This window comes from Paenibacillus wynnii, from assembly GCF_000757885.1.
In the GTDB taxonomy this organism is placed as follows: domain Bacteria; phylum Bacillota; class Bacilli; order Paenibacillales; family Paenibacillaceae; genus Paenibacillus_AQ; species Paenibacillus_AQ wynnii.
In genome coordinates, this window is the sequence record NZ_JQCR01000002.1 from 515,518 (window position 1) to 531,969 (window position 16,452).

Annotated in this window: 5 protein-coding genes and 1 pseudogene; all 6 read right to left on the minus strand. The window is 41.3% G+C overall.

Going from position 1 to position 16,452, the window contains the following annotated elements:
- Nucleotides 1–23: 23 nt before the first annotated feature.
- The 6 genes and pseudogenes from PWYN_RS05050 to PWYN_RS05070 all read right to left on the minus strand — a co-directional run bounded on the left by PWYN_RS05050 (nt 24) and on the right by PWYN_RS05070 (nt 16,440).
- The gene (locus PWYN_RS05050) at nt 24–1,361 is read right to left on the minus strand and encodes an ABC transporter substrate-binding protein (RefSeq protein WP_052087762.1); all 1,338 of its coding nucleotides are present in this window, start codon (nt 1,359–1,361) and stop codon (nt 24–26) included.
- Nucleotides 1,362–1,554: 193 nt separating this feature from the next.
- On the minus strand, nt 1,555–7,998 hold the full coding sequence (locus tag PWYN_RS27835; RefSeq protein ID WP_052087763.1) for an endo-alpha-N-acetylgalactosaminidase family protein: 6,444 nt from the start codon (nt 7,996–7,998) through the stop codon (nt 1,555–1,557).
- A gap of 123 nt (nt 7,999–8,121) precedes the next feature.
- Nucleotides 8,122–8,454 (minus strand): annotated as a pseudogene (locus tag PWYN_RS29105) (hypothetical protein); the annotation flags it as partial.
- Nucleotides 8,438–8,629 (minus strand): hypothetical protein, encoded by a 192-nt coding sequence (locus PWYN_RS30265; RefSeq protein WP_338049191.1) that lies wholly within the window; start codon nt 8,627–8,629, stop codon nt 8,438–8,440. The pseudogene PWYN_RS29105 and the gene PWYN_RS30265, both read right to left, overlap by 17 nt.
- A 621-nt stretch (nt 8,630–9,250) precedes the next feature.
- Complete coding sequence (locus tag PWYN_RS27840; RefSeq protein ID WP_052087764.1) at nt 9,251–14,284, minus strand: glycoside hydrolase family 2; 5,034 nt, start codon at nt 14,282–14,284, stop codon at nt 9,251–9,253.
- Between the two features lie 539 nt (nt 14,285–14,823).
- Entirely contained in the window at nt 14,824–16,440 is a 1,617-nt protein-coding gene (locus PWYN_RS05070; RefSeq protein WP_036649130.1) for a response regulator, read from the minus strand.
- Nucleotides 16,441–16,452 lie beyond the last annotated feature (12 nt).

Consider the following 16,452-nt stretch of genomic DNA (forward strand, 5'->3'; position numbering starts at 1 on the left):
AACTTTCGAATTGAGATTTATTTTTATTTGGAACGGGCATTTTTCCAACTTTTATTCATTTCCTGCATCATCTTATTGAAATCCTTGCCTGACATCATGTCCTGCCCCATTTTCTTCACATCGAACTTAATCGCCGATTCAATTTTCTTATAATCCTCATTACCGCCTTTATTAAGCACATAATTCAGATTTGATACGTCAAAAGCACCATTGAACATTGTACCTAGATCAATCTTTACATCCTTCACCGTCGATTGAAGTTGAGCCTCGGTCAAATATTTAGAATACCATGCATCACTGAAGAACCAGTTAATGAATTCTTTCGCTTCATCTGGATACTTCGAAGTTTTCGGAATTGTAAAGAACGTATCTACCATGGAAATCGTATTGAATGGATCATCTACTGAATTTCGAACCGGCAACAAGAAGGCACCTACATCATTGATATCCACATCAGTCATCGATTTCAAATCACTGCCGAACCATTGACCAAGAGCAATCATCGCCGCTTGATTGGAACCAAACATCAGCTTGGCTTGATCAAAGCCAACACCAAGTGGATCAGGACCCATTACTTGAGCATTGTACAGTTCCTGAATTTTCGCATAAGCATCATAGAAAGCTTGGCCTTTCGTAAAAGGTTCATCTATCGTCGCCATAGTTGACCAGTAATCCCCATCTCCTGCTTCAAGAGAAGGCATAAATTCGTTGAAAGGATAATCCGGCCATGCGTCTTTACCGCCCATGGCAATCGGAATATATTTGCCACCGTCTTTAATGGTTTTAGCAGCAGTTACAAATTCTCCCCAGGTCTTTGGAATCTCAAGTCCATATTCCTTAAAAATACTCTTCCGATACCAGACATACTCATTGAATTGGCTTTCGGGTACACCATAAATATGATCACCCACCTTGAAATCAGCTGCGAACATGTTGTTCTTGGCTGCATCTAAGTCATCAAGAGGCAAAATATTATCCTTGAAATTAATCAGCCATGATGATTTTAGTGGCAAAATATCTGGCAATTCGTTTGCTGAATTCCGGATCTTCATCGTATTTTCATACTCCGTATCCTTTAACAGCTCCAATTCAATGGTGACATTCGGGTGTTCTTTTTTGTATTCGTTTACAAGATCCAGCTTTGTAAATAAATCCTCCGTAATCGTTGACCATATTGGGAATTTTAATGTAACAGGATCCTTCTTGTCTTCTTTCTGCTCCTGCTGAGTATCCGGCTGAGTAGATTTCCCGTTATTAGCAACCTTTTCCCCTTTAGTACAACCTGAAACCAATGGAATCATTAAGGCCGAAATCATGATCATAGATAGTATGCGTGTAATACGTGGTCGAACATTATACATTTCACATTCCCCCTATACTTATTTGATGCAAGCAATTACTCACCTGCTGCTTACATCATAGCCCTTCCGATAAGAGATCAGAATGATAAAACATTCGAAATCATGATATAGTTTTAGGCTATCGATCTCTTGAAGAAGCAAGAAGATCACCTACACTAGAGCAGATGATCTTCTTCGTTAAGTTACTTCCTAATTATTTTGCGTTTAGCATCGCTAGAATCAATGTGATTGCTTCAGCTCTAGAGGAAGAGGCATTCGGATTAAATTTGCCATTCCCATTCCCCTTAATTAAGCCTGCTTCTGCAGCTGTTGCCACATATGGTTTTGCCCATACTGGAATCTGCTCTGCATCATCAAATGCCAATGTTGCCTTTGGATTTACTTCAAGACCCAGTGCACGAACAACAATGACTACTAATTCAGAACGTGTTATTTCTTTATTCGGACAGAATGTACCATCTTCGTATCCTGTAATGAAACCAGCTTTAGCAATTGCTTGAATGAAGGCTTTAGCCCATACTGGGGTTTGCTTCTGATCTGCAAAATTAAACTCAGCATCACCAAGTTCCAATTTCAACGCTCTTGCTAACATCGTTGAAAACTCACCACGTGTTACCGTACCATTCGGGCGGAAAGTTCCATCTTCATAGCCCGTTACAAAACCAAGTTCAACGGATTTTTCAATGGAAACCTTAGCCCAATGATCCGCAAGATCAGTAAGCTCTACTTTTGGAGGTTCAGGCTTCGTTGGTTTTACTGGATCTGCTGGTTTCGTTGGCTTAATATCATCTTCTGGTTTTGGTGTAGGCTTTGGATCTGGCGTCGGTGTCCAGCCACCACCCGAAGAGCTAGCTTCAGTCGTTACCGCTGCACTTGGACCATTCACGCTCCAGTTGTCTGCCGCATCGCCTGCTTCAACATTGAAAGTATACTTCGTGTCAGATGACAGGCCGCTGACGGCATAGCTCGTGATATTACCTGCTAATGTAACGAGTTCGCTTCCGTTCTTGTAGACTTTATAGCTTGTTACACCCGTATCATCCGCTGCTATTGTCCAAGAAAGTGTAAGGCTGGTTCTGCCAACATTTGAAGTCGTTAATGTTTTATCTTCTGACCATGTTGGTGCAGCTTTGTCTACTGGTGGTTCTTCCCCAGAAATTTTTGCAATATCGAATGTTTTTACTGCTGCTTGAAGCGCTTCGATCCCTGTTGTCACTTCTGCTTGTGTTGTTGCTGTTGCAACAATACCTTGCGCCGCTTTAATCGCTGCTTGTAATGCATCGACTGCCGCTTGCGGATATTGTCCTGGCTGATGACCAACTACTGCATTTTTAACTTTGACCTGAGCTGCTGTGATCGCTGCTTTCAGCTCTGTTGTAACCACTTCTGCTGGTTCTTCCCCAGGAATTTTTGCAACATTGAATGTTTTTACTGCTGCTTGAAGCGCTTCGATCCCTGTTGTCACTTCTGCTCGTGTTGTTGCTGTTGCAACAATACCTTGCGCCGCTTTAATCGCTGCTTGTAATGCATCGACTGCCGCTTGCGGATATTGTCCTGGCTGATCACCAACTACTGCTTTTTCAACTTTGACCTGAGCTGCTGCAATCGCTGCTTCTAGCTCTGTTGTATCCACTACTGGTGGTTCTTCCCCAGTAATCTTTGCATCATCGAATGCTTTTACCGCTGCTTGCAGTACTTCGATTGCTGCTGTCACTTCTGCTTGTGTTGTTGCTGTCCCAACAACATCCTGTGCTGCTTGAATAGCTGTTTTTAATGCATCTACTGCTGCTTGTGGATATTGTCCTGGCTGATTACCAACTACTGCTTTGTCAACTTTTACTTGAGCTGCTGCAATCGCTTCTTCTAGCGCTGTTGTATCCACTACAGTTGATTTAGCACCGTAAGCTTCAAACTCACGGAACCCTGCCCATGCTGGATTAATACCCAGAGCTGTCACTTTTATATATTTCACTTTTTTCGCTGTCCAAGTATCTTCTGTAACACTTTCTGTTACTGGAGTACCCCACTTATCCACTGTTTTGTTCCAGGTCTCTCCATCCGAAGAGACTTCTATTCTGTACTTCATCGTACCTGAAGCGGATTCCCAAGTCATCTTTGAACCCGTAACATCGTACTGTGCTCCCAGGTCAACCTTCCACCATTGTTCAGTGCTTGGATCGCTTATGCACCAACGCGTTGATGTTTGGCCGTCATTACCCATCGCTGCCGTATTGCTTGACTGCTGACTGCTTGCGGTTGCAGGTTTACCCAGTGCAATGTTCGGATCTTCATTGACTGTCATTTCTGCAACAGCTTTTTTATCCGTACCTTCAATCGTACCATTTACAGTAAATTGACCTTCTTTGTTAATCTGCTCATCCGTAATAAGATCCCACGTCACAGCTACAAAACGCTTTGAATTATCGCTCATCGTTACTTCGATCATGCTTGGTAAAAGCGGTTTTATGCCAATAAACGTACTCATTTTAATTGCAGGAATTTCAATGATTGCAGCCCCATGATTTGTAACGATAACAATCATCTGAGCTTTGATATTCGTACCTTCTACGGTACCCGTTACATTGAATGACCCAACACTTTTGTAGCGATCTTCAATAATTTCATCCCAAGTGACAGGTACATTGATAGCTGTACCCGTTGAGGTTACCATCTTAGCCGTTGCTGGCATCATAGGTGCAGTTCCTACTGTCGTGTAAACCGTCATCACTTTTGCATCTACGATATCTACTGCCCCACTAGCTGTTACTGTAACAGTAGCTGTAATAGCTGCAGCTTCAACGCCATTAATGTGTCCTATTACTTCAAATTTTCCTTCTTCAGCATATTTGGAAGGGGCAATGGCTGGCCATTGAACTGGCAAATCCGTTTCTGTGCCGTTGCTGAGTGTTGCCTTTACAGTTGCAGGCATTTCCGGATGCATGCCAACTGCAGTACTAACTTCAACGGTATTGGGTCCAGTTATGGATGGAGCTTCTTGAGCAACTCGCATTTCAGCTACACTCGCCCAACCATTAATACCTTCTAACGCTGTTAACTTAACATGAGTTATTGGCTTAGGATTATCAATATTTATAGACTTTGTATCTTTATTAACGTCCCAATCACCTACTGCTACCTTCTCAAAAACCACTCCATCGGCACTTGTATATAACTCATATTTCGTTATCATTCCATTTTGCTGGTTTTGTCTTGGCGTTACATCTACTCTGTTAACATTGTAAGCTTTACCTAAATCAAGCGTAATGGATTGTGGTAATGTATCACTTCCATCCCAAGCTGTGTGCCACAATGAACCTGTGTTTCCATCAAGAACATTTTCTGGTGCATCACTTGGTTCATAACCCGTTGCACTTGCAGTGATACCATCTACAGGTATAACAGATAAGTCGACAGGATTAATTTGTGGTGGTTCAATGATAGCATCATCCTTTGCTTCTTTAACCACAAGATCATCAAGGATAAAGTCTCCAGCTGTATCGCCAACCGTATTCCTTGTTCCAATCCAGAAATCTTCCGTGCTTGCTGTAAATTTAACAGTAAACGGTGTAGGAACGGTTGTCTGCGGTATAGGTACATTCATCAATTCCTTCGTACCATTACCAACAACGAAATTAATCTTCTTATCGAACTGGCTTTCGTATTTGAAAGATACTTCGTAAGTTGTTCCTTTATCAAATCGTAAAGTCTGCGGTAATGTTCTCATGATCAGACCGCTGCCGGTTTTATGGGACTTAATGGACCATTCGCCATTTAATACGTCATCGACTTCTTTTCCATTCCAACCTTTCTGGGTGTATGGAGCGTGTAATTCTGATAAATGCGTACGAGGATCACTTACTCCGTCAGCATCTGCTATGACAAATGGAGTCAACCCTTGGTCCACATGTTCAAAATCTTCTACTACGACTACCTCTGGAGATTGCGGTACAACTCTCTTGCTAGGTACGCAGCGAACATCGTCAAAGCTTACAATCGTTGTTCCTGGAGCTACTTTCAAGTATAATGTTGCAGTTCCCTGTCCTTCTGCTACATCAAAAACGACTCTCATTCTCTGCATATTTGTGCTGTGCTTGGAGTCAGCTGAGATATAATTTTTAAGTGGTGAACTTTCAGTATAGTTCGTGATGTCTGCCCCACCGAAATCTTTCACGCCAATCGTCGTTTTACGTTTTGCATTTCCTGCCGTGTTTAGATCAGTTGCATTTGTACTGTTTGGCGTATTTCCTACCTGAACATATATGGAAGCCGAGTAGGTTCCAGGGTTCAATCCTGATAACTTCGTCTCTAATACCGTCTCTTCCGTATTTTCTTTGACGACTAATTCATATTGTCCACGATGATTACGTTCTACTATTGCTGCTCCGCTTTTTACATCCCAGTTATCCAACGTTCCGCTGTTGAAGCTTGGATCCTTTGCAGGCAATGCAAATCCCCAATTCATATCTTCAGCAGTTACAGAAACATCATCTTTGTATACAACGTAAGCTTGTTTTGCTTCTGCATCAATCGTGATTTTGCCATCAACTACGCTTAATTCTTTTGCTTCTTGCTTACCCGTATCTGTTAATGTATACAACTTCACTGTTGATACATTGTTCCAGCTATTTGGAAGCTCCCAAGTCGTTGATCCGCCAACTTCATTGTAGTGGTACAGTTTCTCTTCAACTTTAGCCAATTCACTATCCGTCTTATCGGCATTTGGCGACCATGGCAACAAATATTTGAGGTTATTGAATTTTACATCATCATAAACATTACCGTTACTTGTTCCTTGTTGAATTGTTACATCTTCTTCAAGAAGCTTTTTACCATCTTTCGTGAAGGTTCTTTTTCCATCTTCTGTTCTCTGCGCAACAACATTTCCTTTAAATTCAACTTTTCCTACATTGTTTTTCACATCGTACTTCGTCATGGGGAAGCTTTGCAGATATTTCGTTGGCAGATTTGTTTTGAATACAATATCCATCATTTCATCATAATCTACTCTACCCTGCCATCCTTCCGCATCATTTGCCTCCGTACCGCCTAGGATTGGATGGCGAACGATCCACGTATCTTTCTGGTGATTTCTTACAAATCTAGCGATATCACTGCTATAGCCCTTGATGTTCTTTCCGCCGTAATCATAGTCAACCGACCAGTGATTCCAAACGGCTTCATCTTCTAATACATTTGGAAACTCCGTCATAAGCGCCCAGCCAGAAGAATTCACATCTCTTGCAAATCTTCTTCCGTTAAAGCCCTGCTCATACCATGCATCGGCATAAATAAAATCAAGTGTTGGCGCATCGTTCTTTAACATCTGTAAACGGTTCAGTCTGTTGCCAGAATAAACTTCTCTACGATATGTTGGGTCATCAAAGTCATAGGATGGATCAAGCCAGTCCCAGCCGGGTTTGTTAACATTTACTAATTGATCGTCGAAAGCCTTTGCTTCCGGGTGAGCACCTGTGCCGCTAATATGTACACCCATGAATGCATTATAGTTCTGCGCTTCTCTTACAAGCGTATCCATATCCTTCTGTCCGCCCTGACGTACACCGATATGTCCGCCGTAATCCGGATGTGCGGAGTCATGCCCTTCTGCTTGGTAACCCTTTAATTCCACCCACTGTCCAAGCCCATCCGTTGAGAGATAAATTCGCTTTGTCTCATCTAAGGTCTTTAAGAATGGGTTGGTAGCCTGGCTGCCAAAGTTCATCGGTATACGGTGAACAACAAGTTCGGACATGCGATCGCTGCCTACAGGATTGTTCATGATATCACGGAATGCAACAGCTGCATCCTGCCAATCCATTTTAGCATCCGCATTTGCATCCGCTGTAATTACGACCTTACTATGTGGTAATGATTCTGTTATGTTATCTGGCATATTATTTCCACGATATACCCATGAAGCACTCCACAAAGCCGTACGGGAGTAATCCGTTTTCTTGGTCGTCTGTTTCACAATACGGTGGTTGTCATTGTCTCCATCAGCATTTGTATCACCGAATGCATTCGACCAAACCCCTGCTGCCAGTTGATCATTGTTAATGAACGCGTACATATAGTTTCTTGGAGTAGTATCTACCGCAGGAGTTCCTGATACATCTTGGTACACATCGCCTTTTTTATAAACAGCGTTTTCCATTCTGGAACCGGCAAATTTGGCACCCGCTTCTGTACTTCTTACTGATACCAAGCTATGGTTCGGAATTTCAATGGTATGTATTCTTGCTGTACCATTTTCTTCTACCTTTGTTACTTCGAAATCAAGTGTATTTTTTACTACTGTCATTGTTAGATTAATGACTACATTCAGCTCATCAACAGTTAGCACATAGTAGGCTTTGTCTGCCTCTTCTGTGTACTTTACTTTCGGTACATAGTCTGTTCCGTTAATTCTTACTATGTTTAATGCATCTTCTGAACCATTCAACACCTTGTTATTTAACTCATATTTCACTACTCTTGGGAAATTCTGATCTAATTGAACTGACATTTCATTGGATGTTATGATCCCATCATTAGCTGCAGCATCCGCAATTCCTGAAAATGCAGGAATTGTAATGCTAATCATTTGTGCAGAGACTACCAAAATTGCTAGGTTTTTAAATACCTTTGACAGTGACATTTTTATCCTCCTTCGAGTTCAATCGATTACTTGCCAATTACTCTTAATTGATCTTTCGTGCAATTGCTATCGATCAGCATCACCTCCTTTGAGATGATCAACGTGAAACCGGTTACAAAATCACTAGTACCATCGCGCACTCCACAAAGCCGTACGAGAGTAATCCGTTTTCTTGGTCGTCTGTTTCACAATACGGTGATTGTCATTGTCTCCATCAGCATTTGTATCACCGAATGCATTCGACCAAACGCCTGCTGCCAGTTGATCATTGCTAATGAACGCGTACATATAGTTTTTTGGTGTACTATCTACCGTAGGAGTACCTGATACATCTTGATACACATCACCTTTTTTATAAACGGCGTTTTCCATTCTGGAACCGGCAAAATTGGCACCCGCTTCTGTACTTCTTACTGATACCAAGCTATGGTTCGGAATTTCAATGGTATGTATTCTTGCTGTACCATTTTCTCCCTACCTTTGTTACTTCGAAATCAAGTGTATTCTTTTTTACTGTCATTGTTAGATTTATGACTACATTCAGCTCATCAACAGTTAGCACATAGTAGGCTTTGTCTGCCTCTTCTGTGTACTTCACTCTCGGTACATAGTCTGTCCCGTTAATTCTTATTGTGTTTAGTACATCTTCTGGTCCATATAGAACTTTATTGTTGTACTCCTACTTGATTACCCTCGGGAAATTCTGGTCTAGCTGAACTGACATTATATTTGATTCAATGATTCCATCATTAGCTGCAGCATCCGCAATTCCTGAAAATGCAGGAATCGTAATGCTAATCATTTGTGCAGAGGCACCACAATGGCTAAGTTTTTAAATACCTTTGACAGTGACATTTTGTTACCTCCTTCAAGATTAGATCTATTACTTCCAAATAATTGCAATTAACCTTTAATGCATTAGCTATGAAGTCAGCATCACCTCCTATGAATTCACTTTCGGGGCGGAACCGCTTACAAATGTTATTAAATTCATGGAAATTGTTCATAGGAAGGAGCATTCCGATTACCAAGTGCTATCTGTTTGGCGTCCTCGAATGATTTATGTTTACATCTTACTCTCCCGCCATAGATAGGATAATGATGATAATTTTGATTTATTGATAAATTTTACGGTAAGCGTAAAAAAACCCCTCCAGCGCACTCGTAGCTCATGCTTTCAAAAAGCTGCATTCGCGTATGTGCTTGAAGGGGATTAATCTACTAAAATATAGTATAGCGACTCTTCTCTAACTTATTTAAGATGGCTTAACATTCCTAAAATCAATGTGATGGCCTCAGCTCTTGTTGTTGGACCGTTAGGATTGAATTTGCCATCCCCGTTCCCTTTAACAAGACCTGCTTCCACGGCTGCTGCAATATAGGGTCTAGCCCATACCGGAACCTGCTCCGCATCATTGAATGTCAGTTGTGCATTAGAATCCACTTCAAGACCTAGTGCACGAACAATAATGACTACTATTTCAGATCGTGTTATTTCATTATTCGCATGGAATGTGCCATCCTCGTATCCTGAAATGTAACCAGCTTTAGCAATGGCTTGAATGAATGGCTGAGCCCATACTGGTGTTTCATCTTTATCATCAAAACTAAACTCAGTATCAGTAGTCTCCAATTTCAGTGCTTTAGCTAACATCGCAGCAATCTCACCACGCGTTACAGTTCGATTAGGTCTAAAAGTCCCATCTTCATATCCTCTTACAAAACCTAGCTCTACAGACTTTTCAATTGAAGCTTTAACCCAATGGTCCGCAATGTCAGTAAACTCTACTTTTGGCACTACAGGCTTCGTAGGTTTAACTGGTTTCGTTGGTTCAATTGGCTTAGGCGTTGGTGTTGGCATAGGTTTAGGATCTGGTGATGGCGTCCATCCACTATCCGAAGAGTTAGCTTCTGTCGTTATCCTTACGCTTGGACCATCCACGCTCCAGTTTCCTGCTGCATCGCCTGCTTCGACTTTAAAGTTGTAGGTCGTGTCAGATCCTAAACCTGTAACGTTGTAGCTAATCATATCTCCTGCTAATATAGCCAGTACATTACCATTTTTATAAACCTTGTAGCTGGTTACAGCAGTATCATCACTAGCCGCTGTCCATGAAAGCTTAAGGCTAGTTTTACCAACATTTGAAGCTGATAGTTTAGCATCCGCTGACCATGTTGGTGCAGTTGTGTCTGTTGTTGTCGTTGCTTCCAAGTTAAAATCAAGTGTTGTTGTTTCATTTGCTATGACATCTGCACTTTTACTTTGCTCTGTATAGCCATACACACTAGCTGTTACAGTGTAGCCAGTTCCTACTGGCACATTGATAATTGCATAGATTCCTTCTGCTGACGTTGTTGCAGCGTATACCGCTTCACCTACCGTCAGACTTACTTTAACACCTTCTAGAAGAGCGTTTTCCCCCGTCGTCACTGTTCCTGCAATGGTTCCAGTCTTCGTTGGTACAGTTACGTCATGGATGAGCTTGGCATCTGCCCAGTCCACATGCGTATTATACCTAGATTCAGGATTTTCAGGATTATTATGCCATTCAGCAACAAGCTTAATCTGCTTGGCTCCTGTGATATCAAGATCAATAAATTCACAGTTGTCGTCTCGCATCTTGACAGGGCTTGTATAGATAAGCTCATCATCTTTAAATACTTTAAAGATTGCTTCTCCACCCATTTTAGGAGCTTTCTTGTCAATTCCTGCATAGGCTTGGAATCTTGTATACTTACGACCATCTACATTGTATACAACCTCTGAATTTGTATCAGATGATAATCCTTTCGTAAAGGTCTGGACTCCTGCTTCCGTGTTTAAGTCAAGGTTGGAGCCACCATGCTGTGGTTCATCCTTAAGTACAGCATTATAATCACTGTGTGCTGAAACCCATTCCAGATCACTTGCATAGTCAAAATTCTTAGGCTCTGGTTCTTCATAATCCTGTCCATATAATATCAGTTCCGCCATACCTATTCTGAACCCGCCGCCAGCAATGATGTCCTTGATCGTTACGCGAACATAATTGATATTGTCATACGGCTTAGCAAATGTCTCTGGTGTGAAATGCTGTCCACCTACATAGCGATTATCGAGTGCCTTTTGCCATGTGTGGCCATCCGTAGATACTTCTAAATCATACGTGTACCAGTTACTGTCCTTTTCCCAGAAAATACGGCTTCCAACAACGGATTGCGGTTTGTTGAATTTTACTGTAATGGACTGCGGAAGAGTTAATTCCTTGGATAACCAGCCTGTTCCTATCGTCGTTACGCCATCTCTAAGCTTACCCGTACCCCTGTCTGCTTCACTTTCCGAAGATGACGTGATAGATTCGATTTTCGCATCTGTAATTCTGTCACCGGGTTCTTCATTTTCTAAAGGTATGATCTTAAACTCATATAAAGATGCCCAATCTCCATTGGTTATACGATCAACAATGGTTAATCTTACATATCTCCCTTTTGTTTCTACGAGCTTTGTTTCTTCATGTCCATTCGGCGTGGTATTTAATGTATTATCAACAACCTTTTGCCAATTGTTCCCATCTTCGGATACTTCAATATCGTACTTATAAACATTTGTACTGCTCTCCCAAATCACCTGAAAACCAGCTATTGCGCTGCTTTTTTGTAAATCAACCTGTATCCACTGTGGTAAGGATCCTCCACTCGCACACCATCTTGTACCTTCGTCATCATCTACTGCATTTTTTGCAAAGTTACCTGATTGTTCAGAAGAACTTGTAACAGGTTTACCAATTGCAATATTTTTATAGGCCTGCTCTGTGGTTTCTAGTTTGTCAACTCCACCAACCCATGGTGTATGCTGTCCGTCAGGGACAAACTGACCTTTATAGGGTACTGTACTTACGATTTTGGATCCCTCATTTAATCCTTCTGCTGTAGCATGAATGTTTATACTTCCACTGACGTCTGTAGTTCTTACAAATGCGAAACCTATACCGCCTTCAACGCTCTGTTCTTCGACACCTATTCGTTCAATATTTTTGCCGACGAGTTCACCTTCACCTGTTACAGCAATTTGAATCTTACCCTCGTAGTTGGGTACGACAGTTCCATTTGCATCAACGACTTTGAAGTATACGGGTATTAAATCCGAACCATCTGCTACGGGCACTATTCCTCTGTCACGTACTTCGATTTCTATTCCAGCAGCTTGACCTGGTGTTCTCACTGTATGCGTTTTCACAACTTTCCCATCTAAAATCGCTTCTGCTCTAAGTTCTCCAGCCGCAAACTTATCTAATGTAAATGTAAATATCGGACTGCCGCCTTTTTTAGCGATGTTCGGAACAGATTTTAGAGCCTCTTCCCTTGTCAGTTCTTTCACCAATACGTTATTCTGATACAGCTTCACACTGTCGCTGTTACTGAATACGTTAATATTAAGGCTAGAGGTTGGAGAATATGTGCTTGCGATAAACACCATTGGACCAACAATAGAATTTCTAGCCGATTGCATGGACTGTAACCAGTAGTAATCATATTTTTCATATCGATCTATATCGACTGTTCCACTTCCCAATGTCTTCGTTGTTGATCCGCGTGCGTAGTCATTCCAGCTCCATAAGAAGTATCCACCTATTCTGTCATTTGCATCGAGGCCACCCCAGTCCGAGTAACCATCTCCATTTAAATATCTCTGACGCGTCAAAATCTGAGTCATCATCGCGTCTTCGCCTTCTTTTCTCAGCGCCTTGCTAGATTCTTCAAAATCACCCCATTCACGAGTAAAGAATGGCTTGTTTGGAACAAAATCAGTCCACTTGCTTGGGTCATCTTCCCAATTCGTATCCACGACTTTGTAGTTTACATCATAGAAAGATCCCTGAAGTCCATGGTCAGCCGCTGTATACATCTGGTTGCCAGGATATTCTGTATGAGCAATCGCAGTAACCTCTTTTGCCCATGCTGCTGAATAGCCCGTCTCATTCAGTGAAGTTTCCCATAGGATTACTGATGGTCTGTTTCTGTCACGTCTGATCATTTCCCGTGTATCTCTTAATGTTAGATCATAGAACTTTTGACTTTTGGTGAAGTTCTGCCAGCCGGGCTGACATTCAATAACTAATAACCCTAATTCATCAGCTGCATCTAAAAAGGCCGGATCATTGGGATAATGAGTCGCACGAACCGCATTAAAGCCATTTTCCTTGATTTGCATAGCATCACGATACTGCATCGAGTTAGGAGCTGCATCTCCGATGTTCTGATAGGCCTGATGACGGTTGGCTCCGCGTATATATAATCTTTCACCATTGATATAGAAACCATCTGCCTTGTACTCTATTGTTCTGATCCCTATCTTGGTCGTAACAGAATCAACCAAAGTTGACCCATTGTATACTTCACTAACTAATGAATAAAGATAAGGTGTATCTGGATGCCATAAATTTGGATTGGTTATCGTTAGATCCTGATTAAACTGTTTATCTCCACCTGCTGGTATACTTGCACCATCAGCATCACCCTGAGCAACGATATTTCCTTCCTTTTCCACAATCTTGCTTACAACCTTCGTATCTGCAGAAGTATTATTCTTGTTTACGACATGCGTTTTTACATTCACCTTGGCAGAAGTTTTGCTCACTTCAGGATAAGTCGCGAAAACTCCACCACTAGCTGTTTTGTCAGCCTGTAATGCATCTGAAATGTGTAAATTATTTGTAATTCTCATGGTTACATCTCTGTAAATACCACCGTAGTAATGGAAATCGAGATTGGCTACTGGCTTTCCTGGCGGTGTATCTGGACTATCATAGCTAGATACCTTTACGGCTAAAACATTGGTTTCACCAAACTTCACTTTATCTGTAATATCTACAGAAAATCCGACATAACCACCATTACGGGAATAAATTTTTTCACCATTTAAATAGATTTCACTGTCGGTCATGACCCCTTCAAAGTCAATATTAATTGTATTTCCTCTGTACATCTCGTAAACCGTAAAATAATGTCTGTACCAGCCTATTCCTTGATATACGGCTTGCCCACCATTCGCATGTTTCTTCTCCAATCTCATGGTGTGTGGAACGGTTATATTGGCAAATGCCTGATCATCAAAGTCAATAGCCTCTGAACCAGCTAAATCACCTCTGTAGAATCCCCAGTCGCTATTCATATTCAATACGGTTCTACCATTTGTATTCTCAGCTGTCTGAACCGTATTATCGCTCTGTGCATATACAGCTGTACTTGGGTATTCCATTCCTAATATAAACGAGAAAATTAGAAGCCATATCGTTAGTTTCTTCATAGTACACCTCTTTACAATATAATATAAACTAAAGGAAAATAGATGCTGTTGCAGCCTATGGCCTTCGAATTAGCGTCTTATATTGCTTCACCTCCAAATTAGAGTAGAACTATCACCGTCGGATAGGAGTACTGCGTATTTTCTCAATAAACTGAATATGTGGAGTTAGCTAAATTTGAAAATTATCGGGGTAAAATATACTGGGTCATCTCTACCATGATTGTAGAGGTGAGAACAATGGTCAATTATCATGACCGAAGGTCATTCGGTAGGAAAATAAATCCGTATTATCTATGTTTCTATCTTATCCACCCGCTACTTATCTGTTAATGATATTAATTCGGAATTCATGATAAATTTTCCGATTCGCATTATTTCATAGATATTCAGATTCGTGGCGGAAATCAACATCTAAGCATGAAAATGTCCATACATTTGCCTCCTCCTATCAGCCCCTTAGATTCTCTATTGTGTCAAGTAGAAACGGATACCATCCTTATAGACGGTATCCGTTTTCGAAATCATGATATAGTTTTAGGTTATTTAGAAACCGTTTTCATGAACTGATTTGGACTCACGCCAATCACCTTCTTAAAAACCCGGCTAAAGTGCTCCGTACTAGCATATCCTGTACGCTCTGCAATCTCATATATCTTTAGATAAGGCTCCTTCTTCATACTTTCCATTGCCTTTTCCATGCGTACTTTTGTTATAAATTCTTTAAAAGTCTCACCTACCGCCTTGGAGAACAATGTACTGAAATGACTTTCACTTAAATGCACGATTTCGCTTACTTTCCGAAGTGTAATATCCTCATCAGAATGCTCTATAATAAAAGCTTGGGCAATGGCTACAACCCGATTCATTTGCCCCGCCTTCTTATCCATCTCTTGAAGAAGCTGCTTAACCAAGCTAGAAATCCTGGCTTGCAAATGACCGGCGGAGTCAATCTGCCAAGCCATTCGATATACGTCCTCGATCTTATTCATTTCCTGGTTATTTACAAAGCCGTTATCATGCATGAACTTCACCAATATCATTAACAGTTCCATGTATCGGGCACGCAGTATCTCATTTCCCATAGAGGCAGAACGCTTAATCAATGCAAACATATTGTCTAGTTCTTGCAGGACGGTCTGCTCTTCACCCTCCTTCAATGCATCCAGCAAGGCTTTCTCCTTCCCGATCAAGGTCTCTCCCGACTGCTTCAAGAAATGCTTCGCATCCTCAGGGTAAATGATTCGATGCTTATTAATAACAAAGCGCAAATCAGCATATTTTCGAGCTTGAAGATAAAACGCCGGAATTTGCTTTAATTCTTCACACAGCTCACTTACTCCGATCGTGACTTGAATATTGATATATTCCTTCAATACAAATATGATTTGGTCCATGATCTGCGAAATACTCTGTCGAACATACATTAAACTACACGTTCGAAACGATAAGAGCACCACGTACTCATACGGATTAAAGCTAATCACTTCACCTGTTCCTACCTCTGTTAGAACCTGATCAATAGACTTTACAACGGAACTTACAAACTCCCCAATGGACGATCCATACCGCTCCTGCACCTCAGCAAAGCCCTCTACTCGAATCATGGAAACTGTAATGTTGTTCAATTCCAACCTCATGTTCAAATCCTCCAGAATAGAAGGTTCCGACTGAGGACTCACGCCAATTTCAAGCCATTCCCGGATGGTTTGCTGTTTCAACCGTACCCGTTCACCATTACGGATTTCTCTCGATTGTCTTGACATGGTCTGTTCAACTTCACAGTCGTGCTTGATCCGATTCAAGAGATCCAGTACAACATTCGGATCCATCTCCGATTTAAGAATGTAGTCATTTACTCCCCTCTTAAATGCCTTCCTTACAAATTCAAAATCATCATACGCACTTAAAATGACAACATGTGGAGAAGTCCCAATCAACTGATTAAGCTCATCAATAAGCTCTAAACCATCCATCACAGGCATCTTCAAATCCGTAATCACAATGTCAATCTCTCGATTTTCCTTGATATACTGAAGGGCTTGATAACCATTACTCGCTTCATAAACAATCCGAAATCCGTTCGATTCCCAGTCAATCAGGGTATTTAATGCCAATCTCATAATAGTCTCATCTTCTACGATCATTACATTCATCATACGGCTCGTCCT